Raw genomic sequence first — 25,225 nt, forward strand, 5'->3', positions numbered from 1 at the left:
GTGCTGACGCAGGTTCACCAGGACCAGTAACGTGCAGAAGCTCAGCAGGCAAACCCGCTCCAGCAGCAGCGTCCGCATGTCCATCCTGGCCTCTTCCTCCCACTCTCTGCCGTGAAAGACGCTCTTCCCGCAATCGTCTCCACAACGGAGGTGCGACAGACACGGTAGTAACGTAAGACAGACCAGGGGAAGGCTTGCGACATACTCTCATCCATACGTCCTGACTGCCAATCTTTTTTATTGTTTTCGAGGCAACAAAGAAACCATCATCCGTGGCTTGGGAGAAAGAAAAGGGACGGCGCGATGCCGTCCCTTTTCAGTATGTCCACCACCTGGACTTTGGAGCATTTTCCCTGTTACCGGGTATCCCGGAAGAAACGTGTAGTGGCGTTTTCATTGCGGAAAACGCCCATAGATGCGGAAGCCCTACACGACACCTACAGGGAATGCTTACTGATTGAAGTTTGGTTCTTCCTCGTCCTCTGAGCCATAGCGGCGCAGCAGGTTCGGTAGATTCTGGCTGAACGCTGCTTTCGGCATGACCGTGTCGCATCCGGCCTCGGTCGCTTTGGCCTTCAGGTCGCCCTGCAGCACCGAAAGGAAGCCGAGGATTGAGACCGTACGCTTGAGCTTGGTGCGGATCTTCGGCACCAGGGTCAGCGGCTTCACACCCGGGTTGTTCAGGTCGAAGACGATCAGGGATGGCTTGGTGCGCTCCTCGCCGGAGAACAACTGCGCCAAATGCTCCGGATCGTTCTTGATGAAGCTGACCTTCACGCCCAGCTTGCGCGCGGCTTCGTTGATCTTCGCCGTCAGGAACAGATCTTCGACGAAGAAGTAGATATGTGTGGGAGCATCCTCGCGGACCACCGCGTTGCTGATCGGCGCACGCAGCTCAGGCGGCAGACGGTCGACATTGCCGCCTTCGAAGTCATAGTTACGGCGCTGCTTGCCGTGTCCGCCACGGACGTTGCCGTTAAGCTCCATTGTCGAGGGCGAAGTCTCAGCGTAGTTGCCGTTCGCCTCGCGATAGCTGTGGTCCATCGGTCCCACAAAGCTGCGCGGCCCCTTCGTCTTCTGCTTGCGGCGGGCGAACCCACCACCGTTGACGCTGTTTCCGGGCTCGATCTGGTTACCGGGGCTGTAGCTACCACCGTCCGTACGCTGGCGTTCGCGGCGACGTTGCTTCTTCTTCCAGCGTTTGGCGCTGGGACTGTTCTGCTGGCCCTGCTGTGGCTGGGTACCGGCCTGCTGCGGCTTCGGCTGGGGCACAAAGTCGCTGTCTTCCCCACTCTGGATCACGATCTGACCCTCAGGGGACGCCACGGCATCGGTGGGCTTGTTTTTACGGCGGCGGCGGCGGCGGCGGCTGCTGCGCGATGTGCCCTGACCCGGGGCAGTGGCTTGTCCGTTTTCGGAACTTACAGGTGGAGGGCCCTGAGGCGCTGTTGCCTCGGGCAGGTTCTGCTCTGAATTCATGCTTCCACTTCCTGGTTCACTTACATTTCTTCGGTTTGAAAAGCTCTTCGGCTGCCCTCAGACGCAGCCGCATTGCAGTCGCGTCCCGCGCAACCTTGGCTTCTATAACCGGAATATCTTTCTCGGAGAAAACAGTCTCAAGTTCTACTCGAAAGGAACTTCGTCTCGTCTTATCTCTGGCTGCGTTCGCCGGCAGTTCATGCAGGCGCTTCCCCACAACCGTTGGCACACCAGTGTCTTGGTGAAACCTTTGTCTATCCGCCTGCAAGAATTTGGAAACCTGGCGGGCCGTTCAAATCGCTCCCCTAGGAGTGAGGGAGTCGATCACGGCCTCAGCCTTCTCAGCCTTCCGATAGGCAACACCATACTACCCGAGGGGAAGGTGCTTGGCAAGTCACTCCCCTTAACGACGAAAGGCTACCGCCCCGGTAGCCTTTCGTAATGGCCATCACTGGCCTCCCATAAAGTGGTCCCTAACCAGGAACCAGAACCGATCCGGGGTTCACAATGCCTCTTTGGGCTGTGATATCTCTCCGGCTCGTTCGGTGCGTGCGTCTCGCGCATCTGCGAACCACCCTTCCTATAAGCACGGCCCATGCCAAACCTGTATTCCTTATAAATTCAACAACTTAGATAGATCCCTAGGAACCCGTTCTATTTTCTTTGGAATCTCATAGACGCTGGTTCTACGGTTTTCCATAGAACTGGACTCGGATTGAGCTATCTCTGACACGTCGGGCAATAGTGCGTTCCTCGCCCCGCCACCAGCAGACGCTTGATCGGCGTCTTGCACGTCCGGCAGGGTTCGCCGGTACGAAGATACACCCGGTGCTCCAGCTGAAAGAATCCCCGCATCCCGTCTGCGTCCACGTAGTCCGAAACGGACGATCCGCCAAGCTTGATGGCATGCTGCAGCACCGCCTTCACCGCCTTATGCAGACGCTCCAGCTCCACCCGCGTCAGCCGCCCTGCCTGACGGGTTGGCCGAATCCCGGCGCGGTGCAGGCTTTCATCGGCATAAATATTCCCCACGCCATGCAGCAGCTTCTGGTTCAACAACGCACTTTTGATCGGCGTCTTGCGGCCCTTGAAGAGCTCCACAAACTCGTCCAGGCCGATTTTCAACGGCTCTTTCCCTGGCCCGGTGTAGCCGCGTGTTACGCTCATGCGGCCAAATCGCCGCGGATCGATAAAGCGAACCTCACGGCCCGATTTCAGGTGCAGCACGCCATGCGTATGCGGCGGTAACGGAACATCGCTGTCATTCACCAGCAGCCGGCCGGTCATTCCCAGGTGCACCAGGAACTGGGCTCCTCCCGTAAGTTCGAAGACAACGGTCTTACCGATCCGGTGAACCTGCTCGATCTTCTTTCCCTTCAGAGTCTCCGCAATCTCTTCCGCCGGCGACTTCAGTGGCTCCGGCTTCTCTCCCAGCCACACGCTGAGCACCGTGTCTCCAGAGACACGCTCATGTAGCCCATTAGCGACAGTTTCGACTTCAGGAAGCTCAGGCACGTCCTGATTAGAGCATTTTCCCTGCGGGCGTTATGTAGGGCTTCCGCGTTCTATGGGCGTTTTCCGCAATGAAAACGCCGCTGCACCTCCTTCCGGGACAGCCAGTAACAGGGAAAACGCTTTAGACAGCATTTCCCTCTGACGTGGCATCTCACGCTCACTGAACCGGAGAAGGCCGGATCTGCGGCGCTCTCGCGGTTCAAAAGGAGATAAAGCGATGCGCAGACTCGCAACCCTGGTACTTTGCTCGGCGATGCTGGCCCCTGTGGCCGCACCGGCCTTCTCCCAGCAGTACGGCCGCCACGGCCGCTTCTACGACGGAGCACGCCGCAGCTACTCCAACAACGGCTACGACGACCGCTATGACCGCCGCTACTATGAGCAGCGCAAAGATCACGGCATCGGGCCCGGAAAGGGCGCCCTGATCGGCGGCGCCGGCGGCGCTGCGCTCGGCGCTGTCTTCGGCGGTGGCATGAAAGGTGCGCTCATTGGCGGCGCCGCCGGTGCAGGTGTCGGTGCCCTGGCAGGCAAAGCCGCCCAGGACAAACGCCGCAACGACCGTTCCCGCGACTATCGCGATTACCGCAACGGCTACCGGTAAAGGAGACACACGATGAAGACGATGGTGTTGGCAGCAGTCTTGATGGCGATTCCTGCGGCTGCAATGGGCCAGGGAGTCAGCGGAACGCAACGGATGAATGGTCAGGAGCCAAAACCGTCCGTAACCTCTCAAAACCCGAATATGAGCCATCCCGGTGAATACACCACCGGATTGACCAACGAACAGCTCCTCCCCTTGAGTGTGCACGAGGCCTGGGTGCAGAGCGGACGCAACGAGGAGCGCTTCTTCGACATGGTCAAACAACTCGCGGAGTTGAGCGCACAGAAGCGCGGACTCACTCTGCCTGAGAACGAAACCGCAGGTCAGAAAGCGGGCGACTGGATCAAGAAGGAAGCCAGAAAGGATCCTGACCAGCTGCTCTACGTTGTCGTCGATCGCGCTGTGATGAGGGTCGGAACCAGGAACTCCCCAGTCGCCAGCCGTTGAACAAACGCGACCATCGATCCTCCGGGAAACCGGCGAGATGTGCTTCTCTCCCACGGTCTTTTGGGGACTCCCAGGCTTCCACTGCATTGTCTGGTAAGGATGCCTTTAAGAACTGTAGTTGAAAGATAAGAGTTATTCCGTAGTCTTAACCGTTTGTCGCGGAAAAGTGGATATCGGGCCGAAGTCGCTTAGTTCCAGTTACTTCGGCCCGTGTCCAGATTTAGAAAACGTGTCCGCGTAAGACGAAAGTTGCGGACGTTTAACCCCTTAGTGGCATTTAGCGCCATGGTGACGACCATTAAATCCCCGTTCTCCACACCCCCAGGCGATCCACAGTGCGAAAGACCAGATGCGTTTAACGGAAATCGCGGTCAGACCCGCGTTATTGCTGGGATTCGTTAATAGCCTGTGTTCCACAAGGGTGTAGGAAAAAGCGTATTATCCTCGGTTTCCACAGGTTTTTCCTTAATGAGGAAACTGAAGCTTAATTGACAAGCGGGACGTCTCCTGTTAATCCCATGCGATTCCCTTTCCGAGTTCTGGCCGTTGGCCTGTTTGCCGTGTCGCCTGCTGCCTTTGCGCAGCAGATGAGCGACCCCGCGGAGCAAGCCGGCGACACAGTCCAGCACATCAGCGATCAGGCGAGGGACCAGATACACCGGCAGACGATCGCGATCTATGGACAGGTAAGCCCCTATCTCGATTTGCCAATTAAGAGGTTGCAGCACCAGATAGACGATCTTGATGGTTTGAAGATCGACGAGGACCAGACGGGACTCGACTCTCTGCTGCAACACATCAGCGAGACGGTCTCTGCGCAGATGCCGCGCATCCCCAATCTGGCCGCCCGTGAAGATATCGCTCTTGAGGAAGAACATATCCAGGTTCAGGGCGGCGGCGGCGGCCGCGGGCGAGGGCCTGTGGTCTCCGTAGCTTCACCTGAGATGGTGCTAAAAGCCGAGCGGCGCTATGAGTTCGTCATCCGGAGAAGGCCGTCCGGCGACCTCCAGATCTTCGAAGAATCGCGCAAGGAGCTTGGTACCTCCAAAGATCCCATCATGCCGCCGCAGGCCACCGGTTTCAGCGGTCTTTGGATGCTGTTTGTTCCCGGTGTTATCGAAGAGCAGCGATTCCGGTATCTCGGCACACAGAAGATCCACGGCCGGCAGACCTCCGTCGTAGCGTTTACGCAGGTACCGGAGCGGGTGAAGGTTCCAGGTGTGATCCGCAGTATGGACGGAGACGTGCCGATGCTGCAACAGGGTCTTGTCTGGGTCGACGAAGATACATCGCGGATTCTCCGCATTCGCACCGACCTTCTAACGCCTCTGCCGCAGATCAATACCACTCGTCTTACGTCTACGGTCGAGTACGCGGAGGTGCATCTGTCTGGCCTGGACGAGAAGCTGTGGCTTCCCCGCCGCGTGGAGCTCCTGTGGACCATGAACGCCCGCAACGGCGGAGAGATCCACCGCTACTCGAACTACCGCCTCTACAAGGCGAATGTGAGGATCATCACCGACACTACAGGCACCTCTCCGATTGATGACGTTCCGTGACCCATACACGGGTGCCCCATGTCCCGATTTTGGGACGTGGGTATTCGAGCGCAGCACGAACCGTTTTTTTGTCATTTCGTAGCGATCGGGTTCCCGGCCCACTACTCTGGTTGGGATGAAGGGCAGCGGAGAAATCTGCTTCTCGACAAAAATAAAAGGCCACCATCAAGGTGGCCTTTCTCTCATATGGAACCCGCTCAGTTCAGCGTCTCCATCAGCTTGTTGATCGTACGGTTCAGATCCTTATCCGCCCTGCGCTGCTCATCGATCTTCGCAATCGAATGCATCACCGTCGTGTGATGTTTCCCGCCGAACTGGCGGCCGATCTCAGGCAGCGAAGCCTCAGTCATCTGCTTGGCCAGGTACATGGCAATTTGGCGCGGAACCACAATCTGGCGGGAGTTGTTCTTCTGCTTCAGCTCTGCCACGCGCATACCGAACTGCTCGGCAACCGCGCGCTGAATCGCTTCGATGGTGATCTTACGTACCTGGGTATCGATGAACTGCTTCAGGCACTGCTGTGCTGTCGGCAGCGTGATCTCCACGCCATGCAGGGAGCACCATGCGATCAGGCGTACGAGCGCGCCTTCGAGCTCACGTACGTTGGTGCGCACATTCGATGCAATAAACAGCGCCACGTCGGTCGGCAGCGGCGTGTGCTCGCTCTCGGCCTTCTTCTGCAGGATGGCGACCTTGGTCTCGAGATCGGGCGGTTGAATGTCGGCAATCAATCCCCACTCAAAACGCGAACGCAGACGATCTTCAAAATCAGCCAGCTCTTTGGGCGGACGGTCCGACGCGATGACGATCTGCTTCATCGACTCATGCAACGCATTGAAGGTATGGAAGAACTCCTCCTGCGTACGCTCCTTGCCGGCCAGGAACTGGATATCGTCGATCAGCAGCACATCCACGTTGCGGTACTTGTCGCGGAAGCTGGTCATCTTGTCGTAGCGGACCGAGTTGATCATCTCGTTGGTGAACTTTTCACCCGAGACATAGCTGATGGCCGCGTGCGGATTGCGGCGCTTCACCTCGTGGCCGATGGCCTGCATCAGGTGGGTTTTGCCCATACCGACGCCGCCGTAGATGAAGAGGGGGTTATATGCCTTGGAAGGGCGCTCGGCGACCGCAAGCGCGGCCGCATGTGCAAACTGGTTGCCGCTGCCGATGACGAAGCCATCGAAGACGTAACGCGGGTTCAGTTGCGCTGCAGTGTTCCAGTCGAAACGAGACTGCTCCGGAAGATTGGCATTCTGCCGCGCGTTGTTGTTGCGGGCGTTGGTCAGCGAGCGGTCGGGCTGGGGCGCAAATCCGCCGTCCTCACGCACCTTGGGCAGCGAGGGGTCTTCCTGCGGTGTCACGAAGAGCACCTTCTCAACCTCGAGGCCGAGGTTGTCGATTGCCTCCATGATCAGATTTTCGTAACGATCCCCCACATGCTGAAACTCGGTCGAGGGGATCCGGACGTACAAGGTCTTGCCGTTGATATGCGAGAAGCGCGTGGGCTTGAACCAGGTGTCATACGACTGCCGGTTCACTTTCTTCTGCAACGCTTCAAGAATACGGACCCAGTGATTCAAAACAACGGTAGCAGTCGGTGCAAAGGACATGTCTTTCCTATCGGTCCGAACGGCTGTCTGGCACAACGCGATCCCAGGAAGAAGCGAGAAACAGCAAACGGTCACCCTTGCCTGCTTGAGGAAATCTCATGCGGGTGAGGGGGGAGAGCGTTTGCTGGAAGCTCTGCGCTGCGCGGCGCGAGAGGTTGTTTCCTTGAGGGTCCTGCGTGGTGAAAATGACAGCCGATGAACTGTCGTGTCTCTATCGAACAGAGCCGATAGTAGCACGCTGAACAGGGACCAATTCAAGCGGCATTCACCAATTAATTTTGAGTTGCACCATGCATTGTGAAACTTCCGTCGAGTGCTCAAAAAGTGTGAACGAATCTGAGTCCGAAGGCAGAACTTTGCTTGGCCGAAAGTGGAAATCAGGGTAGAATAAAAAGCTGTTGCAACTTCAAGGATTTGATGTAGGAGAGGCTATCCCATGCCCAAGCGTACCTTTCAACCCAACCGCCGCCGCCGCTCGAAGGTTCATGGCTTCCTGAGCCGCATGGCCACCAAGGCCGGACGCGCCGTTCTGAGCCGCCGCCGCGCCAAGGGCCGTCATAAGATCGCCGTCAGCGCCGGTTTCCGCGACTAGTTTTACCCTCGTTCTTCCCATGCAGCCCGGCCCCATCTCGCTGGAGCAGGCATGCGCGAAGCTGGCCGAACTTTGGTCGCCGCGTGTCGTAGGCCGGGTTAATGATCAATACGTCAAGGTAGCGAAGGTCCAGGGGGAGTTTCCCTGGCACGCGCATGAACGTGAGGACGAGATGTTTCTCGTCCTGCGTGGACGAAGAACAGCTCCGTCCTCTCTGAGGAACCGAACGCCCTATGTACGCCGACCTCCGCCTTCGCAAACATGCCGACTTTCAGAGCGTGTACGGCCGCAGCCGCAAGCAGCACTCGCGGCAGATGGCTTACTTCTTCGCTCCCCGCGAAGACGAGGGCACAGGTCCGCGTGTCGGCCTCACCGTCGGCAAAGTGATGGGCAAGGCGCACGATCGCAACCGTATCAAACGCCGGCTCCGTGCCGCGATACGAGCCAATGCCGCCCTGCTCACCTCGCCGGTTGACGTGATTCTGCATCCGCGGCGCACTGTACTCGAGGTCGAGTTCGAGAAGCTGAAGGCCGATGTCGCCGATGTCTTCCGCGCCGTTCAACGCGCAGCCTCCAGGGCACGGTCATGAGCTGGCTGCTCCGCGGTCTGTTCACTGTCTACCGCTGGACGCTCTCTCCTCTGCTGCACAGTTTCGGCCTCGGCAACTGCAAATACCAGCCCACCTGCTCCGAATACGCTGAGGTCGCCCTTTATCGCCACGGTCTCTTCAAGGGCACTGCCCTCGCCCTGTGGCGAATTCTCCGCTGCAATCCCTTCAGCAAAGGCGGTCTGGACCCGGTCCCCGAGACAAAGCATCCGAGATAAAGCAGTTACTGCCCTATGAATGGTGCGTTTCGTAGTGTGTATTCAGGCACCGTTTGCAAGCAAACAATTCCCTTCCCCAATACAATGGAAATGAGCGATTTTGCGCCTAAAATCACGCGCCCGCTCGCAGGATCTACTCAGGAAGAGAGTCGAAGTCTCCTTGGCAGAAATCAAGAATCCCAATCAGCAGTCAAACGCTGGCAGTTCCACCACAATGCTGGTGATGATGGTGGTCTTTCTCGGTGTGTTCTTTGGCCTTCGCTACTTCGGCCCAAAGAAGCAGCCTACGCCGGCCACCCCCGCGCAGCAGCAACAGGCCCAGCAGCACCAGGAGGCCTTGCAGCAGGCGACTGCTACGGCCGTAGCGAACCCCACCGCCGCATCGGTTGCCGCTGAAGGTGAGCAGACGACGACGATCGAGAACGCCGTCTACCGCATCACCTTCACCAATCGCGGAGCCCAGGTCACTCACTGGATTCTCAAGGATTACAAGGACTCCCATGGAGCGCCTCTGGATCTGGTCCACAAGACCGTAGCCGCGAAGTACGGTTATCCGCTCTCGCTCTACTCTTATGACACCAGTGCCATGGCGAAGCTGAACAGCGGCCTCTACGTTGCTTCTGCTACCGGCAACCTTACTGCTCCGGCGACGCTGACCTTTACCTACGCCGCCGGCGGTCTGGAGGCGAAGAAGACCTTCACCTTTGACAACAGCTACGTCCTCGGTTCACGCATTGAAGTGAAGCAGAACGGAGCTCCGGCGCGCGCGCTGCTTACCTGGCCGGGCGCCCTTGGCGATCAGGAAAACACATCACACCACACCTATGACCAGGTGGATACCTCACAGAACGGCAGCGAGACCCACTTGGCCGCGAAGAAGGTCAGTGGAGGCAATACGCTGAACGGTCCGTTCGACTGGGCTGGAATCAGCGATCCATATTTCGCAGCGATCTTCCTTCCCGAGAATCCCGCGACCGCCACCGTCGTTACGCTGAGCCACCCGATCGATGTCTCCAAGGACGGCGACGGGAAGAACCTGATATCGATCCCGGCTCTTGGCGTAGCGGCAGGCGACGTCAATGGCGCCTCATCCGTGCGCCTCTTCGCCGGACCGAAGGCCGTCAGTGTACTGAAGAACATCAAGGCTGCCGACGGCAAAACAACGCTTGAGCCGCTGCTCGACTTCGGCTTCTTCGGCGTTATCGGCAAGTATCTCTTCCTCGCCCTGCAGGCCGTGCATAAGTACGTTCCCAACTGGGGCTGGTCGATCATTGTTCTCACCGTGATCATCAACCTGATTCTTCTGCCGCTGCGCTACAAGACCATGCAGTCGGCGCTGAAGATGCAGCGCATCCAGCCGCAGATGGACGCCATCAAGGCCAGGTACGCCAAGTACAAGGTCACCGATCCTAAGCGTGGGGAGATGAATGCGGAGATCATGGACCTGCAGAAGCGCGAGGGCGTGAATGTCTTCGGCGGCTGCCTGCCCACACTGATTCAGCTCCCCTTGCTCTTTGCCTTCCTGGGCATGCTTCCCAAGGTCGTCGAGCTGCGCGGAGCGCACTGGTATTGGCTGCACGACCTCACCGCGGCCGATCCGTATCATATTCTGCCCATCATCATGATCGTCTCGCAGTTCCTGATGCAGTTCTATACGCCCTCACCGGGCATGGATCCCGCGCAGCAGAAGATGATGGCCTTTATGATGCCGGCGTTCTCCGGCTACATTACCTGGAACTATGCCTCCGGCCTGGCCCTCTACTGGTCAATCGGTAACCTCATCGGAATCATTCAGCAGCAGGTGATGAACCGCACCGGTCTTGGCCGCGAGATGAAAGAGCTGGCCGCCAAGCGTGCGCGCCGTCGCCAGCCGGCAACCATTCAGGGCCGTCGCTAGAGCGGCCGCTCGAGGAAACAGAACCATGGAAGATCTTTCCCAGGCTGCAAAGAAGGTAGCTGCGTTTGTGCAGACGCTGACCACCACCGGTGGCATGCGTCTGAAGTACCGCATCACCGCCGGCGCAGGAGCCTCTGACCCGGACGGCCTCGAACGGCGCGACATTTATGTCGAGCTTGCCGGTCCTGACGCGACACAGTTGACGGAACGCAATGGCGAAGGACTACGCGCTCTCGAACACGTCGCAGCGAAGATCCTGCGTCTTGAGCCCGAAGAGCACGACCGCATCTCCTTCGATGCCAATGGCTTCAAGGCAGAGCGGGCACGTGAGTTGCGCGAGAGCGCCGAGGACGCGGCCGACAGCGTTCGAGAGAGCAACCGCCCCTACAGCTTCCCTCCCATGAGCAGCCGCGAACGCCGCATGCTGCATATGGCTCTGAGCGAACACACGGATCTGCGTACGGAGTCCAGCGGCGAAGGCCGCGACCGCTTCGTCGTGCTCTATCCGGCTGACTATCAGGGCACTGTCCGGGCTCCACGCCGCGATGATCGTGGCGGCTACGGCCGCGGCCGAGGCGGACGTGGCGGTAGTGGTGGACGCAGTGGTGGCGGACGTGGCGGCTATGGCCGCCGCTCCTAAACACGCCCCATATCCCGGGAACATACCTCCTCTGGCCCTACTTTTCTGGTAGGTTTCTATGGCTGTGCGGGACCATCCCGACCTACCCGTCGTAAGCAGACGGCGTTTTCTCAAGCAGACATTTGCATTCAGTGCCCTTGCGGCGGTTGGTAGTCCCCTGCTCGGATGCGGCTCCGGTCCGCACGCAGGCAATGGCTCCCCAGGCAACGCTCCCGAGTCTGCGGACTTCCTTGTCATCGGCGACTGGGGAACCGGTGATGCGAATCAGGCCCTGGTCGCCGCTGCTATGCAGAGCTACGTCACACGGCAGAACATCGCCACAGGCGCCATGCTGATGATCGGTGACAACTTTTATACACCGATGGAYGACGGCGCAAACGACAAGCGCTGGCAGACCCAGTTCGAACAGATGTATCCCGCTGGTGTCTTCAACTGTCCCGCGTATGCCATACCGGGAAATCATGACTATGAGTACCTGCCCATTTCCAAGTTTTCGGCACAGTTGGAATACGCCCAAAAGGCAGGCACTCGCTGGACCATGCCGTCGCAGTGGTATCGCGTTCCCTTCCCGGCGGCCAAGCCGCTCGTGACCTTCCTTGCCTTGGACAGCAACATGCCGTTCGACAATGGGGTCACCCGCGAAGGGACGTTCTACTGCATGACGGCACAGCAACGTCTGGACCAGTTGGCCTGGCTCAAAGAAGAGTTGGCGAAGCCGCTCACCACACCCTTTCTGGTGGCTTTAGGACATCACCCGATCTATTCCAACGGCATGCACGGCGATACTCCGATGCTGGTGCAGGACTGGGATCCCCTACTCCGCTCCTCCGGCGCGCATGTCTATCTGTGCGGACACGATCATGACCTGGAGCACCTGGAGTTTGCCGGGCACCCCACATCCTTCGTTGTCTCCGGCGGTGGCGGCGCTCCGTTGTATCGCATCGTGATCGATGAGTCAGTACGCGGTCCATACGCCGTGCAGGTCAACGGCTTCACCCATGTCACCGTTACACCTGCTTTGATGACGCTGCGCCACGTCGATCTGAACGGGAATGTCGTCCATGCATTTACGAAGACTACCGATTACAAGGTCACGATTCTCTGACCAACGCTTCCACCTGAAAAGGCAAGAGCACGTCTTCGACAATCGCGAAGCCGTGCTCTCGAACCTGTTCGACTAGAGCTTTTTTCCTGTAGGTATGGCTTGTGCATCTATGGGCGTTTTCCGCAATGAAAACGCCGTTGCACGCTCCTCCCGGGATACCCAGCAACAGGAAAATGCTCCATCTGCATCACAGCGTCGGCGACTTTGACTCCAGCAGCCCCTGCGCACGCGTCATGAACTCGGCCAGCGACACACTGCCCTGATCGCCCACACCGCGTGTACGCACGCTAACCGCTTCACTGGATGCTTCCTTGTCACCCATCACCAGGACAAACGGCACCTTCTGCAGCGTGAAGTCGCGGATCTTCGCATTCATCTTCTCGTTGCGCACATCGAGCTCCACCCGCAGTCCAGCAGCTTCAAGCTGCTGCTTTACCTGTTCGGCATACGCATGATGCTTTTCGCTGATTGGTACCAGGCCAATCTGCACCGGCGACAGCCACAGTGGGAACGCGCCGGCATAGTGCTCGATCAGTACGCCAAAGAAACGCTCCACGCTTCCAAACAGAGCGCGGTGCACCATCACCGGCTGATGACGCTCGCCATCCTCACCGACGTACTCCAGCTCAAAGCGGCGCGGCAGGTTGAAGTCAAACTGTACCGTCGAAAGCTGCCACAGACGGCCCAGGACGTCGACGAGCTTCACATCGATCTTCGGTCCATAGAAGGCGGCCTCTCCCGGGAAGGTCTGGAAGCTCAATCCACGACCGACCAGCACTTCCTGCAGAGCTCCTTCGGCGTGCGCCCAGTCATCCGCGGTTCCGAAGAACTCACCCGGCTTGTTGGGGTCGCGGGTCGACAGCTCCACGCGATACTCCGAGAAGCCAAAGGTCTTCAGCACCGACTCCGCAAAATCAAGACACGCCTCAATCTCGCCCTTGACCTGGTCCGGCGTGCAGAAGATATGTGCATCGTCCTGCGTAAAGCCGCGCACGCGCAACAGACCGTGCATGGTGCCACTGCGTTCGAAGCGGTATACATTGCCCAGCTCCGCATAACGGGCCGGCAGATCACGATAGCTCTTGGGCGTGGACTTGTAGATCAGGATGTGGCCGGGGCAGTTCATCGGCTTCACCCGATACTCCGCGTCATCCAGCTCCATCGGCGGGAACATGTCCTTCGAGTACACGCCGTCGTGGCCCGAGATCTTCCAGAGCTCGCGCTTCATGATGTGTGGCGTAAAGACCAGGTTGTAGCCGCGGCGAAGGCACTCCTCGCGCATCCAGTCTTCCATCGTCTTGCGGATGATGCCGCCCTTCGGATGCCAGAAGATCAGGCCCGATCCAGCGACCTCCTGAATGGAGTACAGGTCGAGCTGCTTACCCAGCACACGGTGATCGCGCGCCTTGATCTCCTCCAGGTGCTTGAAGTGCGCCTCCAGATCCTTCTTGTTGTAGAAGGCCGTGCCGTAGACGCGCTGCAACTGCGGATTGTTCTCATCGCCCAGCCAGTACGCTCCGGCCAGGTTCATCACCTTGAACGCCTTCACGCGGCCGGTCGAGGGTACGTGCGGTCCACGGCAGAAGTCGACGAAGCTCCCGTTCTTGTACAGCGAAACCTGCTCACCGTCTTTGGTGAACTTCTCCACGAAGTGCTGCTTCATGAAGTCGCCGTTCGCCTTGAACTCGCTGAGTGCCTGCTCGCGCGGCTCGTACTCGCGCACGAACTTCTCATCGCGCGCCACCACTTCGGCCATGCGCTGCTCGATCTTCTCCAGGTCATCCGGAGTGAACGGCTTTTCGCGATAGAAGTCGTAGAAGAAGCCGGCATCGGTGGCCGGGCCATGGCCCAGTTTGGTCTCCGGAAACAGCTCCAGCACCGCCGTCGCCATGACGTGCGCAGCCGAGTGACGGACGACCTTCAACGCCTCCGGGGCATCTTCCTTCAACAGCCACAGGGCGACATCCTCATTCAGTGGCGCGGAGAGATCCACCAGCCGCTCGCCGCCCTCGTGTGCGGCGTACATGGCATCTTCGCTGCCTGTCTCGGTGGCCGTGGTCTCCGTAGTGGCCGTAGTCAACGGACGAATCTTTGCCACGACCACGGCGGCGGCAAGGCGCGGAGAGATGTCGTTGGCGACATCAAGCGGCGTGGTGCCTTTGGGCACCTCGCGCACGGAACCATCAGGAAGCTGGATGCGGATATTCTCAGGACTCACATTTAACAGGATATTGGTTCGGCTCCCATAGCGTCGAGATTGGGACGCCGGAACGCGCCTGACCCCAAAAATTACAGTTGCAGCCACGCGGGCCTCGGGTGTATTGTCAGGTCACTTCGCAGGACAYACCCGCCAGGAATAGACCGGCCGAGTTCCGGCTGCCTGGACGGATTTGATACCATCTTGCGAAGACTTCGTCTTTTGCACTAGAGCCGGAATACCGGCGCGAAAGATGAGAGAAACACGCCGACGAGCGCTCTGCAGTTAGGCCTTACCCTCCCGGGAGGTACGCGCGATGCTCTAGGACCGGGTGATGCGTTGCGGCTTTTGTGTACGAAAGCCGACGTTTGCAGCACCATTTGGGGCATTCCCGTTACCAATGGCACTTGCAGCACTGCAGAAAACCGCTTCCAGCGGGAGCAGTAATGCGATAAGAATTTCAGACAATTAATTAACCGTTTGGAGGCAACAAAAGAGCGGGAGTTGGCGTTTTATATAGTTATAGAAGCGCGGATATGACCACCCGCAGCTCAAAACTCCCCCAAACGATGTATCGCCGATCGCGCAAGTGGCATGGAGCAAGGCCATCTCACGGCGTACATTCAACGTTGTCAATCAGACCAGATCGAAGGAACGAATCGTCGTTCAAGGATTTTTTTAAGGAGCGGACCAATGCAGGTACTTTGCAAAGCATCCACGATGGCAAGCGATATTCAGTGCAGCGTGTGTGGACAGAACTTCCAGGTCTTCTGGGAGCGCACAAATTCGACTGAGCGGGAGGCCGCCCGCGAGGAGATTCTCGCCGCCCTGAGGGCGCAGCACACCACGGATCGCGGGACGGATGCCCATAGTGCATGTTTCAACCTGCCGGAATGGAATGGCTCGCCGAAGTACTCCGGTGCTGCCCTGCTGGGCAACGCCCCGGCAACCACCTTCCAGGCTGCGTAGCTGTCACCGCTTCTCCCAGGAAGTGGCGGGCGGAGGCTTTGTGCCTCCGCCCGTTTTCTCTTAAAAAACAAGACCCACGCCCTATGGACGTGGGTCTTCTTGTTTTCGCAGGATCTACTTCTTCTCAACCGCGTTCGGGAAGAGCCCCGGAATCGGCGCATCCTTTTGCTTATTCATCTCCGGATGCGGGAATCCCTTACGCGGAAGCATCGCTTCGCGTTCGCTGGTGTTGTAGAGGAAGATCGCCTCGATGATCGCGGCCTGTTCCAGGTCAGCCTGGTGCAGGCGCTCATAGGTGTCCATGTTGGAGTGGTGCGTACGGGTGTCGTAGTCCATCGGGTCCTGGATGAACTGGAAGCCCGGCAGGCCCACGCCATCGAACGACAGGTGGTCCGTTCCGCCCGTGTTGCGGTAGCTGATGGTGGAGATGCCCAGGTCCTTCAGCGGAGCGATCCACTGCGCGAAGACGCTGCCGATGGCGTAATTCTCCTGCGTGTAGACGCCGCGCAGTTTGCCCGTGCCGTTATCGACGTTGAAGTAGCCGTCCAGCGTCTCCCACTCCTTGGTGGTCTTGATCGCAGGCTGCTGCTCCGTACGCGATGGAGGGCCACCAGCGCCGCAAGCCGGTGCTGGAGCATCCGCTCCGCCGAAGTGCGTGCGAACGTAGCCGCGTGAGCCGCACAGGCCCTGCTCCTCACCCGTCCACAGAGCGATCCGGATAGTGCGCTTCGGCTTGTAGCCGATCGCCTTCAGGATGCGGACAGCCTCCATGGCGACGACCGACCCGGCGGCGTTATCCGTCGCTCCGGTAGCGCTCACCCAGCTATCCAGGTGTCCGCCCACCATGACGACCTGATCCTTCAGCTTCGCATCGGTGCCAGGAATCTCGGCGACGGTATTGAAGCCGTGCTCGTGATCGCCGGTGAACTTTGCCTCGATATTCACCTCGAGCTCGACGGGCACATTCGCCGCCAGCAGACGCGCCAAACGGCCATAGTTCTCAATGGTCATTACGCCATTGGGAATCTTCACGGCGTTGGCTGCCGTCTGTGCTCCACGCACGAGGTTGGCTCCGTTGTCGTCAAAGATGATGCCGGTGCCGCCACCCAGGTTTCCGTCACGGCTGGGCGTAATAATCGCAACGACACCCTCGTCCGTCATCATCTTCACCGCCTCGGCGCGCACGCGCGCACGCTCCAGTAAGGCTGCGGGGTTGAACGCCGGACCGCCGGCACGGGGAGCCGGGTAGCTCTCCATCTCCTTCAGTTCAGCATCGGTGTAACGGCGGAAGAGCGGCTGATCTACGTCAGGCACGGCACGCGGAGCGCCGAAGAGCACGATCTTGCCCGCCAGCTTGCCCTTGTACTTCTCGATGTCCTTTGTTTCCTGAATATCGACCAGGACGGCGTCACAGCTCACCGGGCCTTTGGTTGCCGGCGACCAGGGAGCAGCCTGGATCCAGAGCGGCTCGGGATCGGGAGAGATCATTCGCGCCCAGCTATTGATCTGCTGCCAGCCCATGCCGAACTCGCCCCAGTCCTCCAGGTGCGCGTTTTCCAGGCCGATTTTGGTAAGGGTCTCCTTGGTCCACTCGTTGGCCTTGGCCATGTTGGGCGAACCGGTCAGGCGGGGACCGATGCCGTCCACCAGAGCCGAGGCGAACTGCATCACACGCCCGTGCTGCATACCCTCCTCGCGAATACGCATGTAGGCATCGAGATCGATCTTCTCAACGGTGGGCTGCTCAGCCTCCCACGCTTTCGCGGTAGCGGCGGCAGGTGCGGCCACAGGCTTCTTGTCTGCCGCGACAGACGGCAGCGCAAAGACGCTGAGAGCGGCCACGGGCACGCCCCAGCGCACAACAGAACGTACAAAATGCATTACTCGACCTCCAGAAAGAAACGCCAGATGTATGGGATGTGGTGTTGTGTACGGATGCTAACAGGACGGACCACTGCCGAAAAGTGTTTCAACAAGACGTTTGTCCTGGTGGCAACCCGAATCCGGGCGCATCAGCGAACGTGTTCGCGAAGCGACGTAGGAGACAGTCCAAGGCAGGCAAGGTGATTCCCCGCCCGTACCGTACCTCTTCAACTTTCAACTTGGAACTTTTAACTAGCTTTTCCGAGTGATCCGCTTCACCCAAAGCGTACCCAGGAAGCCGCCGGCCACTACCAGCGCCACCGCACCCGCGGGAATGCCGATCTTCATATAGGCGACGGTGTAGTTCACCGCTTTGTGTGTAAAAGCGCCGTAGAACAGCAGGCTGAAGATGCCCACGAAGGTCGCCGCGAAGAAGACCAGAAAGCCGGAGGCCAATGTCATCAACAGGCTGGCAAACCAGCCCAGATCGCCGAACGGAACGCCGAAGATCCGGCCGTGAGAACTCCCTGGGATTTGCTGTGTCTGCGTCATCATTGCTCCTTTAGAATAAACCGTGATGTCGGAACGTGTGCAGTCGCAACTGATTACAGCCTCGCAGGTGGCACGGGAGACCTCCGTGCGCCAGGGAAGCAACGGCGTCTGTTACGCGGTCTACGGAGAAGCCAAGGTTGCCGGCGCCGATCTGGAACAGATCATCAATACCGTTCCCTCCGCCATGGCTGACGCGCTGAAGCGCAAAGCCTACTACTTTGTCCCTTTGGCCATCGCCGAGATGCGGGGCGATGTCGCCACCCGCGCCAATACCCCCGAAGACATTCTTATCTCCTCCGACTTCACCACCGAGCTCGGTGACCGCGCCAGTTGCCATCGAAACGTTGATTTTGGCACCTCCGAGGGTGTCTTCATCTCGGCGCGTCTGATGCACGACCGCTTCGCCCTGGCCTTCGAGTTCTTCATCAATGTCGGCCACGCCTTCGTCGACCAGGCAGGTGTGCCCGAAAGCTTCTCAGAGCTTGTCTGGAAGCAGGCCCAGGCCGATGTCCGTGGCGAGACCAGCCAGGACGCCTTCGACAGCCGCAAGCAGGCCCGGACCAATAACGACGAAAAGGCCCGGAGTGACTTCGCGGCGCTGGCCTTCGCCGACTCCATCGCGATTTATCTGCTTTCGCTTGCTATCGACTTCGACTACGCCGAGCTCCGCGAGCGTGAGTATCCGCTGCTGGCTCCCACGGCACTCGCCGAGCGCTTGAAGCTCATAGCCGAGCTCTTCCCGCCCAACCCTGGCTACGAGTTCGCCATCAAGTACCGTCGCCGCTAGGGCGCCCCAGGAGACGCCTTCGACACATGCGCACGAAGATCATCATTGCGGTCTTCGCCTTCCTCGGGCTCTTCGCGGGCGCCTTCAGTCTCTGGACCGCAGGGAACAGCATCCGCTACGGCGTTCCTCTCGGCAGCTTCTGGACCCTCGTGACCACCATCATCTGCCCACCTGTTCACTGGCTGCGTTATGCGACAAGTCTCTGGCCCCTGCTGCTCCTGGCCAATATCGTCCTCTACGCCGTTCTCGGTCTCGTGATCGGACAGTTTTTGCCATCAGGTAGAACAACCAGCAACTAGCAACCAGGAACTAGCAACCAGGAACCAGGATGATTGCTCACCTTCGCGGAACGCTTCTCGCCAAACATCCCAACCAGGCCATCGTCGAGGCCGCAGGTGTGGGCTACGACGTCACCATCTCGATCGAGACCTTCACTCACCTTCCCGAAGAAGGCCGCGAGGTGAAGTTGCACATTCATACCCATGTGCGCGAGGACGCCATCGCTCTCTTCGGCTTTGTCGAACGCGACGAGAAGAAGCTCTTCGAGAGGCTGATCACCGTCAGCGGCATTGGCCCCAAGCTGGCCGTCACCGTTCTCTCCGGGCTTCCCTCGCAGCGTCTTGTCGCCGCCATTCGCGCGCAGGATCACGCCACACTGACCAGGGTTCCCGGCATCGGCAAAAAAACCGCCGAACGCGTCGTGCTGGAGCTCAAGGACAAGCTGGAAGAGTTCGCTCTGCCCACATCGCAGGTCTCCGCCAGGCCCGCAGGCGCAGCAACGGAAGACGTCCTCTCCGCCCTCACCAACCTCGGCTACCAGAAACCGGCAGCGGAAAAGGCGATGGAAGCCGCGCTGAAGAAAGAACCCAACATCGCCGACGACTTCGAACAACTCTTCCGCGCCACCCTCGCCGCCATCCGCTAGCTAAGTCTTGTGAACGACCACCCTGGGTATTCGAGCGAAAGCTCGAACCGTCTTTTTGTTTGTCATCCGGAGGGACTGCTTTTCAAAAGCCCGATGAGGCACGGCATCCAATAAACCCATACCGTAGGACCTGCTGTTTCAACGCTTCGGATGGCAAAGCTGCTCATGATTTATGTCGCGAACCTTAGAGCATTTTCCCTGTAGGTGTAGAGTAGGACTTCCGTATCTATGGGCGTTTTCCGTAATGAAAACGCCGCTACACACCCCTTCCGGGATACCCAGCAACAGGGAAAATGCTCTAGACTCACCAATCTAGTACTCGACTCCGGCTGTCACGGACCCAACGGATAACTTCCGTAGCAGCTTGAAATCGTCGAGAATCTTGCCAGTCCCCAGCACGACGCAGCACAGCGGTTCATCGGCAATCGAGACAGGAAGTCCCGTTTCTTCGCGGATGCGCCTATCCAGGCCCTTCAAAAGCGCGCCACCGCCGGTGAGGACGATACCTCGGTCGCTGATGTCAGCTGAGATCTCGGGCGGTATGCGCTCTAGCCCCACACGAATGGCGTCCATGAGCATCGATACCCATTCACTCAATGCCTCGCGGACTTCACTGTCATTCAGAAGGATGGTCTGGGGTACCCCTTCGATCAGGTGACGGCCCTTGATTTCCATCGTCAGCGACTTCTCGAGTGGGAACGCACTCCCTATTTCAATCTTGATCCGCTCGGCGGTGAGTTCGCCAATCAGCAAGTTATACTTGCGCTTCACGTAAGTCATGATGGCTTCGTCCATTTGGTTTCCCGCCATACGCCAGGAACGGGCGTAGACTATGCCACTCAGAGAGATCACTGCAATATCCGTGGTGCCTCCCCCAATATCGACAATCATGCTTCCTGTGGGTTCACTGACAGGTAGCCCCGCACCAATCGCCGCCACCATGGCCTGCTCCACCAGATAGACCTCGCTGGTCTTCGCACGGTAAGCTGCGTCCATGACCGCGCGTCGTTCCACCTGCGTGATCTCCGCGGGCACACCAATCACAATGCGTGTATGTATCGACATCCGGCGATTGTGCGCTTCCCGGATAAAGTAATTCAACATCTTCTCGGTCACTTTGAAATCGGCAATGACCCCCTCTTTCAACGGCCGAATTGCAATGATGTGGTCCGGTGTACGGCCCAGCATTTCCTTGGCCTCTCTTCCCACCGCTTCCACCTCACCGCTGTTCTTATCAATGGCTACGATGGACGGCTCGTTCACCACGATGCCCTCGCCACGAACATAAACGAGTGTGTTGGAGGTTCCCAGATCGATGGCCAGGTCGCTTGAGAAAAGGCTAAAGAACTGCCTCAGGTTCCGCACGGGATTCTCAAGAAGCTGACCCCAAGTCGTCTTTCGCTTGGCGCTTGGCTTGTTTGAGTTTCAGCGACTGGATCTTTGACTCCATATTCCCCCTAGCTCGTAGGTGGAGGATTGTGATGCAGTTCCAGATCATTTGCAATACAAATCAAACTCACCGCGCCCGATTTCCCATTACGGAATCTGGAAGGCCATATTACTGTCTCAGTGCCATAAGTAACGAAGCATTCCGCTGGTTCATCGGGTATCGAAGTCATCCAATTTGAGAACTCCAGCGACCGTTGCTCTAACTGGGTATCGCCGTCATTCCTTCGCGGCGTTGCGGCATGATGATCTCAATCTGCAGGCCGTGCGGTGAGACATTCTCGGCGCGTATCGTTCCGCCGTGAATCCGGACCACCCGTTCGGCGATCGCCAGACCGAGTCCGGCGCCGCCTGATTGACGATCACGGGCGTCTTTTACTCGATAGAACGGCTCGAAGATACGCAGCAATTCGGCTTCCGGAACCCCCGGTCCATGGTCACGGACAGTCAGGCGCATCAACGATCCATCGCATGTGAGGGATACCTCGACGGACGTGCCGGGCTCGGAGTAGCGGATTGCGTTACGGACGACGTTTTCGACTGCACTCTGCAACAGCTCCGTGTTGCCATGCAGGAAACATTCCTGCTCGGCGACGATTCGGACACCGCCGGATGGTTCGCGTGCTTCGAACTCTGCATTGCGTACCACCTGCGAGACAAGTGAGGTGACATCGACCTCGGTCATCGGAACCTGCTGGGCCGACATATCCAGCTTCGCAATTGTCAGCAGCCGGCCAATCATTTCGTCGAGGAGACCCAGATCTTCTTCCATGTGATCGAAGGCAGGGTCGCTGCCTTTTCTTTCGCGGCCAAGGTCAAGTGCGACATTCAGTCGCGCCAGTGGTGAGCGCAGCTCATGTGACACATCCGAGATAAGCTGACGCTGCCGTGAGATCAGCTCTTCGATTCGAGTCGCCATCGAGTTGAAGTCGCGTACCAGGTCTCCAAGCTCATCTTTTCTGCGGCCTATCGTGGAAGTGGCGCGAATACTCAGATTGCCGCCCGCGAGCTGTTGGGATGCCTCGCGTAATCGGAGAATCGGAGTAGTCAGGTATCGGGTGAGGAGATAGCAGATAAGACCCGAGACAAAGAGAGCGACTCCCCATTGCAATACTGCCGCTCCCCGATGAATACCAAAGGCTGCCCGGGGACCGGCTGGAAGTTCGGTTGCGAAGATGTAATCACGGCCGCTATGTCCTTTTACTGGCAGGGCAACCCGAGTGATGCCGTACTTCATATTGAAATCGGACGCCCTCGAGGCGGCAACGTGCGTCGTCATCTGATGGAAGGACTCGCAATCATTTCCCGCAATTGCATTGCCTTTTGCGTCAGAGAGGCATGCCTTTAAATGTGTCTCCTGTGCAATGCGGTCAATGTATGCCGCCGCAGAAGGTACGCCGCCCTGCTCATGCATCTCTGCGGCAATCATTCCGGAGTACTGAGCGGTATCTGTTAGGGTGGCATGCCATTGCGAAGGAACACCGCGTGGCTCAACAATGAACGTGATGACCACCGCGATGGCGGTGGCAATGACAGTGAGYCAGAAACAAAGAAAGATCTTGAGAAAAAGGCTAGGCATGGTCAACCTTCTTTTGCCTCTCCGCGCGATACAAAGAGGTAGCCGCTACCTCTGACAGCCTTGATCCGCTGGTTGTTCTGCGCCGCGCCGAGCTTTTTACGAAGGTTACTGACATGCACATCGATGACCCGGTCGAATGGTCCGAGTTTTCTGCCGAGCACCGCTTCGGTGAGCTGTTCCCGCGAGAGGATCTGGCCTGCGCCGCGAACGAGTACCTCAAGCAACGTGAACTCTACACTGGTCAGATTGAGAGGCACGTCATCCAGCCATGCTTCACGGATTGCGGGATCCAGACGGATATCTCCCACAACCAATGGACCAGATGGTGTTAGGGTTCTCGCGGTTCGGCGCAGGATCGCGCGAATACGGGCGATAAGTTCCCGTGGGTTGAAAGGTTTGGGGACGTAGTCGTCGGCACCGATCTCCAGTCCCTGTATCCGATCGGAGTCCTCGCCGCGCGCTGTGAGCAGCAGTACCGGAACGGTCGATAACTTTCGCAGCCGGCGCAGTACATCAAGACCACCCATGCCGGGCAGCATGACGTCAAGAACGACGAGTGCATGTTCCTTCGCAAGAGCCCGCTCCAGGCCGCGCGGTCCGTCATGAACAGTTTCGATCGTGAAGCCTTCAGTGCCTAAACGTTCGGCCAGAAGGCTGCACAATTGAACGTCATCATCGACGATGAGAACTCGATCCATTCTCCAACGCCAGCTGCCTCCAGCTTGATGCTAGACCATAACATCGCAGCCCCAGTCTGTCTTTACACAACTTTACTTTGCTTAACCAACCTTTATCGCACCGGCCTCGACCTGTTGCTGAAATCGAATTGCGGCAAGTAAAGGACGTTACACTCTCGCCGCTGAATCGAGGAAAACGATGAAGCGTCTCGCATCTATCGCGTGTCAATCGCTGCTGGTGCTGTTGATCGGCAGTGTTGCAACAGCCACCATGGAAGCACAGTATGATCCCGGCGTTACAGTCCGCATTCCGTTCGCGTTTACCGCCGGCGGTCAAAACATGGAAGCCGGGGTCTATGTCATCGAACAAAGCTCCGAGAGGTACGTGTTGTCATTTGTGGATGTGAAGACCGGACAGCGCAGGCTGCTGGCGATGAATCCCGGACGGCAACAGACCGGAGAACAGCATGGACAACTTATCTTTCTCGACTGCGGCGGACGCAGTGTTCTAACTGAAGTGCACATTCCGGGAAGCGACATGTCCAGTAAGCTTCGTGACCTCATGCATTCCGATGCGAAAAGCTGCTCTGCCAGTACTAGAACATCGATCGCGATGCGTTGAGTTACGGCATAGGAGCCGTCATGACGGCACGTGAAATTGAAATCAAAAGAGGAGTTTCGTATGAAGAGAATTATTGTTTGGTCGAGCCTGGTGTTCCTGGTCTTGCTGGCGGTCTTCGGTATCGCCCGTGCCGACAGTTGGAGACATCACGGGTGGGGCGGAAGAGAGTGGGGCTTTCATGGGCCCCTCGGTTACGTGAGCCATGAGTTGCATTTGACGGACACGCAGAGAACGCAGGTCCAGACTCTCTGGCAATCCGAGCGCCCAACGGTGGCGGCACTGATCAAGGAGTTGGCTTCAGAGAGCAAAGCGCTGGATGCGGCAACAGCGCGGAGCGCGGATGATGTCGAGATCCAGACAATCGCTTCCCGTCAGGGCGCAACGATAACCAAGCTCCTGCTGGAGAAGCGGCACTTCAAATCGAAACTCTACTCCGAGATCCTCACCCCGGAACAGCGCATCAAAGCGGAAGAACTTGAGAAGCGCTGGAGCGCGCATCTGGACCGTCTTGCGGATAGGATCGGCAGTAGTGACGATCTGCCACATCAATAGCGTGGGCTCTTTTTTGTTTGTCATCCCGCAATGGAGCCCCCGACCAGCTTTGCTGGATGGGGCAGGAATGGGGTCCCCGACCAGCTTTGCTGGATTGGAACAGGAATGGATCTGCTTTTTGAAAAGTGCGGTGAGGCACAGTATTCGATAGACCATACCGTGCGTCTTCAACTTTCAACTTTTAACTTTCAACGAGCGCCGCAGGCGCTCCCCTCACTTCCCGATACAAAAACTCGAGAAGATCAGATTCAGCACATCATCCGCTGTCGTCGCGCCGGTCAACTCATCCAGCCCGCGCAACGCGCCGTAGATATCCAGCAGCACCATCTCATGCGGAATTCCTGCGCCGGCAGCGGTGACTGCAGCATCCAGGCCATCAATTGCCTGTTGCACCGCGTGCTGCTGTCGCAGGTTGGTCAGCATCGCGGTCTCACTGGTTACGGCGCCGGTCTTCAGCTTCGCCAGCAACAGATCGCGCAGGTCTCCAATGCCCTCGCCGGTCAGGGCTGAGACTTCAATTCCCTCGCCTGCTGTCGCAGCAATATCGATTTTGTTCCACACCACGATAGCCTCGCGCTGCTGCAGCTCTTCCATCCAGGCACGTTCTTCGTCTGTGAGCGTCTGCGTCGCGTCCAGCACCAGCAGCACCAGGTCGGCATCGGCCATTGCCTCGCGGGTCTTGCGAATGCCAATGCTCTCGGCCTCGTCGCTGCTCTCGCGAATGCCTGCCGTATCCACCAGTTCCACCGGAATACCGCCTAGCGAGACACGCTCTGTCACCA

General features: G+C 58.3%; 25 protein-coding genes. 15 read left to right on the top strand and 10 right to left on the bottom strand.

Annotation, left to right across the window (positions count from 1 at the left end):
• Window positions 1-450: 450 nt before the first annotated feature.
• Window positions 451-1,479: a response regulator gene (locus tag AB4043_RS01115; RefSeq protein ID WP_442302475.1), complete on the bottom strand. Its 1,029-nt coding sequence runs from the start codon at window positions 1,477-1,479 to the stop codon at window positions 451-453.
• A 720-nt stretch (window positions 1,480-2,199) separates the two neighbouring features.
• Window positions 2,200-2,994, bottom strand: a complete 795-nt coding sequence (gene mutM / locus AB4043_RS01120; RefSeq protein WP_442302476.1) for a bifunctional DNA-formamidopyrimidine glycosylase/DNA-(apurinic or apyrimidinic site) lyase — start codon at window positions 2,992-2,994, stop codon at window positions 2,200-2,202.
• Between the two features lie 217 nt (window positions 2,995-3,211).
• On the opposite strand from mutM, the gene AB4043_RS01125 reads away from it, so the two are divergent.
• The 3 genes from AB4043_RS01125 (at window position 3,212) to AB4043_RS01135 (ending at window position 5,601) form a co-directional block, all read left to right on the top strand.
• Window positions 3,212-3,595: a hypothetical protein gene (locus tag AB4043_RS01125; RefSeq protein WP_442302477.1), complete on the top strand. Its 384-nt coding sequence runs from the start codon at window positions 3,212-3,214 to the stop codon at window positions 3,593-3,595.
• Between the two features lie 12 nt (window positions 3,596-3,607).
• Window positions 3,608-4,042, top strand: a complete 435-nt coding sequence (locus AB4043_RS01130) for a hypothetical protein (protein WP_442302478.1) — start codon at window positions 3,608-3,610, stop codon at window positions 4,040-4,042.
• Between the two features lie 518 nt (window positions 4,043-4,560).
• A complete protein-coding gene (locus AB4043_RS01135) occupies window positions 4,561-5,601 on the top strand; it encodes a hypothetical protein (RefSeq protein WP_442302479.1) in 1,041 nt (346 codons plus the stop codon).
• A 197-nt stretch (window positions 5,602-5,798) separates the two neighbouring features.
• Here the strand turns inward: AB4043_RS01135 and dnaA are convergent, their stop codons facing one another.
• Window positions 5,799-7,214: a chromosomal replication initiator protein DnaA gene (gene dnaA / locus AB4043_RS01140; protein WP_442302480.1), complete on the bottom strand. Its 1,416-nt coding sequence runs from the start codon at window positions 7,212-7,214 to the stop codon at window positions 5,799-5,801.
• Window positions 7,215-7,650: 436 nt separating this feature from the next.
• On the opposite strand from dnaA, the gene rpmH reads away from it, so the two are divergent.
• From rpmH to AB4043_RS01170, 6 genes are all read left to right on the top strand, one after another.
• Window positions 7,651-7,806 (top strand): 50S ribosomal protein L34, encoded by a 156-nt coding sequence (gene rpmH, locus AB4043_RS01145; protein WP_442302481.1) that lies wholly within the window; start codon window positions 7,651-7,653, stop codon window positions 7,804-7,806.
• A gap of 233 nt (window positions 7,807-8,039) precedes the next feature.
• Window positions 8,040-8,396 carry a ribonuclease P protein component gene (gene rnpA, locus AB4043_RS01150; RefSeq protein WP_442302483.1) on the top strand — a complete coding sequence of 119 codons (357 nt, stop codon included), beginning with the start codon at window positions 8,040-8,042 and terminating at the stop codon, window positions 8,394-8,396.
• Window positions 8,393-8,632, top strand: a complete 240-nt coding sequence (gene yidD / locus AB4043_RS01155) for a membrane protein insertion efficiency factor YidD (RefSeq protein WP_442302484.1) — start codon at window positions 8,393-8,395, stop codon at window positions 8,630-8,632. Before rnpA ends, yidD begins: the two co-directional genes overlap by 4 nt.
• A gap of 160 nt (window positions 8,633-8,792) precedes the next feature.
• A complete protein-coding gene (gene yidC / locus AB4043_RS01160) occupies window positions 8,793-10,529 on the top strand; it encodes a membrane protein insertase YidC (RefSeq protein WP_442302485.1) in 1,737 nt (578 codons plus the stop codon).
• Window positions 10,530-10,554: 25 nt separating this feature from the next.
• Window positions 10,555-11,169 carry a Jag family protein gene (locus tag AB4043_RS01165; RefSeq protein ID WP_442302486.1) on the top strand — a complete coding sequence of 205 codons (615 nt, stop codon included), beginning with the start codon at window positions 10,555-10,557 and terminating at the stop codon, window positions 11,167-11,169.
• A 58-nt stretch (window positions 11,170-11,227) separates the two neighbouring features.
• Window positions 11,228-12,274, top strand: coding sequence for a metallophosphoesterase (locus AB4043_RS01170; protein ID WP_442302487.1), 1,047 nt, complete (start codon window positions 11,228-11,230; stop codon window positions 12,272-12,274).
• A 187-nt stretch (window positions 12,275-12,461) separates the two neighbouring features.
• Here AB4043_RS01170 and thrS read toward each other — a convergent pair whose 3' ends face one another.
• Window positions 12,462-14,492 (bottom strand): threonine--tRNA ligase, encoded by a 2,031-nt coding sequence (gene thrS / locus AB4043_RS01175; RefSeq protein ID WP_442302488.1) that lies wholly within the window; start codon window positions 14,490-14,492, stop codon window positions 12,462-12,464.
• Between the two features lie 672 nt (window positions 14,493-15,164).
• Between thrS and AB4043_RS01180 the strand changes: the two genes are divergently transcribed.
• Entirely contained in the window at window positions 15,165-15,440 is a 276-nt protein-coding gene (locus tag AB4043_RS01180) for a hypothetical protein (protein WP_442302489.1), read from the top strand.
• A gap of 114 nt (window positions 15,441-15,554) precedes the next feature.
• On the opposite strand, the gene AB4043_RS01185 is transcribed toward AB4043_RS01180, so the two are convergent.
• Both AB4043_RS01185 and AB4043_RS01190 read right to left on the bottom strand, forming a co-directional pair.
• Entirely contained in the window at window positions 15,555-17,321 is a 1,767-nt protein-coding gene (locus tag AB4043_RS01185; protein WP_442302490.1) for a M20/M25/M40 family metallo-hydrolase, read from the bottom strand.
• Between the two features lie 234 nt (window positions 17,322-17,555).
• A complete protein-coding gene (locus AB4043_RS01190; RefSeq protein ID WP_442302491.1) occupies window positions 17,556-17,858 on the bottom strand; it encodes a hypothetical protein in 303 nt (100 codons plus the stop codon).
• 22 nt (window positions 17,859-17,880) lie between these two features.
• On the opposite strand from AB4043_RS01190, the gene AB4043_RS01195 reads away from it, so the two are divergent.
• Genes AB4043_RS01195 through ruvA form a run of 3 tightly spaced genes read left to right on the top strand, consistent with a single transcriptional unit; the run spans window position 17,881 to window position 19,567 of the window.
• Window positions 17,881-18,642 (top strand): hypothetical protein, encoded by a 762-nt coding sequence (locus tag AB4043_RS01195; RefSeq protein WP_442302492.1) that lies wholly within the window; start codon window positions 17,881-17,883, stop codon window positions 18,640-18,642.
• Window positions 18,643-18,668: 26 nt separating this feature from the next.
• On the top strand, window positions 18,669-18,941 hold the full coding sequence (locus AB4043_RS01200; RefSeq protein ID WP_442302493.1) for a hypothetical protein: 273 nt from the start codon (window positions 18,669-18,671) through the stop codon (window positions 18,939-18,941).
• Between the two features lie 29 nt (window positions 18,942-18,970).
• Window positions 18,971-19,567, top strand: a complete 597-nt coding sequence (gene ruvA / locus AB4043_RS01205) for a Holliday junction branch migration protein RuvA (protein ID WP_442302494.1) — start codon at window positions 18,971-18,973, stop codon at window positions 19,565-19,567.
• A 312-nt stretch (window positions 19,568-19,879) separates the two neighbouring features.
• Here ruvA and AB4043_RS01210 read toward each other — a convergent pair whose 3' ends face one another.
• The 3 genes from AB4043_RS01210 to AB4043_RS01220 all read right to left on the bottom strand — a co-directional run bounded on the left by AB4043_RS01210 (window position 19,880) and on the right by AB4043_RS01220 (window position 23,290).
• A complete protein-coding gene (locus AB4043_RS01210; RefSeq protein WP_442302495.1) occupies window positions 19,880-20,932 on the bottom strand; it encodes a rod shape-determining protein in 1,053 nt (350 codons plus the stop codon).
• 283 nt (window positions 20,933-21,215) lie between these two features.
• Window positions 21,216-22,592 carry an ATP-binding protein gene (locus AB4043_RS01215; RefSeq protein WP_442306354.1) on the bottom strand — a complete coding sequence of 459 codons (1,377 nt, stop codon included), beginning with the start codon at window positions 22,590-22,592 and terminating at the stop codon, window positions 21,216-21,218.
• Window positions 22,593-22,594: 2 nt separating this feature from the next.
• Window positions 22,595-23,290: a response regulator gene (locus AB4043_RS01220; protein ID WP_442302497.1), complete on the bottom strand. Its 696-nt coding sequence runs from the start codon at window positions 23,288-23,290 to the stop codon at window positions 22,595-22,597.
• A gap of 178 nt (window positions 23,291-23,468) precedes the next feature.
• Between AB4043_RS01220 and AB4043_RS01225 the strand changes: the two genes are divergently transcribed.
• Together AB4043_RS01225 and AB4043_RS01230 are read left to right on the top strand one after the other, a co-directional pair.
• The gene (locus tag AB4043_RS01225) at window positions 23,469-23,891 is read left to right on the top strand and encodes a hypothetical protein (RefSeq protein ID WP_442302498.1); all 423 of its coding nucleotides are present in this window, start codon (window positions 23,469-23,471) and stop codon (window positions 23,889-23,891) included.
• Window positions 23,892-23,951: 60 nt separating this feature from the next.
• Window positions 23,952-24,443 (top strand): Spy/CpxP family protein refolding chaperone, encoded by a 492-nt coding sequence (locus tag AB4043_RS01230; protein ID WP_442302499.1) that lies wholly within the window; start codon window positions 23,952-23,954, stop codon window positions 24,441-24,443.
• A gap of 213 nt (window positions 24,444-24,656) precedes the next feature.
• Here the strand turns inward: AB4043_RS01230 and AB4043_RS01235 are convergent.
• On the bottom strand, window positions 24,657-25,225 hold a 569-nt coding region (locus AB4043_RS01235), incomplete at its 5' end, for a GTPase (RefSeq protein ID WP_442306355.1).

The sequence above is a fragment of the Terriglobus sp. YAF25 genome (assembly GCF_052113305.1).
Classification (GTDB): domain Bacteria; phylum Acidobacteriota; class Terriglobia; order Terriglobales; family Acidobacteriaceae; genus Terriglobus.

What these genes read in the sequence shown, in the direction of transcription:
- AB4043_RS01225 (WP_442302498.1), top strand. Translation starts at nt 23,469, where the DNA reads ATGAAGCGTCTCGCATCTATCGCGTGTCAATCGCTGCTGGTGCTGTTG.
- AB4043_RS01230 (WP_442302499.1), top strand. Translation starts at nt 23,952, where the DNA reads ATGAAGAGAATTATTGTTTGGTCGAGCCTGGTGTTCCTGGTCTTGCTG.
- AB4043_RS01115 (WP_442302475.1), bottom strand. Translation starts at nt 1,479, where the DNA reads ATGAATTCAGAGCAGAACCTGCCCGAGGCAACAGCGCCTCAGGGCCCT.
- yidD (WP_442302484.1), top strand. Translation starts at nt 8,393, where the DNA reads ATGAGCTGGCTGCTCCGCGGTCTGTTCACTGTCTACCGCTGGACGCTC.
- AB4043_RS01125 (WP_442302477.1), top strand. Translation starts at nt 3,212, where the DNA reads ATGCGCAGACTCGCAACCCTGGTACTTTGCTCGGCGATGCTGGCCCCT.
- AB4043_RS01135 (WP_442302479.1), top strand. Translation starts at nt 4,561, where the DNA reads ATGCGATTCCCTTTCCGAGTTCTGGCCGTTGGCCTGTTTGCCGTGTCG.
- AB4043_RS01200 (WP_442302493.1), top strand. Translation starts at nt 18,669, where the DNA reads ATGCGCACGAAGATCATCATTGCGGTCTTCGCCTTCCTCGGGCTCTTC.
- AB4043_RS01220 (WP_442302497.1), bottom strand. Translation starts at nt 23,290, where the DNA reads ATGGATCGAGTTCTCATCGTCGATGATGACGTTCAATTGTGCAGCCTT.
- rpmH (WP_442302481.1), top strand. Translation starts at nt 7,651, where the DNA reads ATGCCCAAGCGTACCTTTCAACCCAACCGCCGCCGCCGCTCGAAGGTT.
- dnaA (WP_442302480.1), bottom strand. Translation starts at nt 7,214, where the DNA reads ATGTCCTTTGCACCGACTGCTACCGTTGTTTTGAATCACTGGGTCCGT.
- AB4043_RS01180 (WP_442302489.1), top strand. Translation starts at nt 15,165, where the DNA reads ATGCAGGTACTTTGCAAAGCATCCACGATGGCAAGCGATATTCAGTGC.
- AB4043_RS01190 (WP_442302491.1), bottom strand. Translation starts at nt 17,858, where the DNA reads ATGATGACGCAGACACAGCAAATCCCAGGGAGTTCTCACGGCCGGATC.
- ruvA (WP_442302494.1), top strand. Translation starts at nt 18,971, where the DNA reads ATGATTGCTCACCTTCGCGGAACGCTTCTCGCCAAACATCCCAACCAG.
- rnpA (WP_442302483.1), top strand. Translation starts at nt 8,040, where the DNA reads ATGTACGCCGACCTCCGCCTTCGCAAACATGCCGACTTTCAGAGCGTG.
- AB4043_RS01195 (WP_442302492.1), top strand. Translation starts at nt 17,881, where the DNA reads ATGTCGGAACGTGTGCAGTCGCAACTGATTACAGCCTCGCAGGTGGCA.
- AB4043_RS01185 (WP_442302490.1), bottom strand. Translation starts at nt 17,321, where the DNA reads ATGCATTTTGTACGTTCTGTTGTGCGCTGGGGCGTGCCCGTGGCCGCT.
- AB4043_RS01165 (WP_442302486.1), top strand. Translation starts at nt 10,555, where the DNA reads ATGGAAGATCTTTCCCAGGCTGCAAAGAAGGTAGCTGCGTTTGTGCAG.
- AB4043_RS01130 (WP_442302478.1), top strand. Translation starts at nt 3,608, where the DNA reads ATGAAGACGATGGTGTTGGCAGCAGTCTTGATGGCGATTCCTGCGGCT.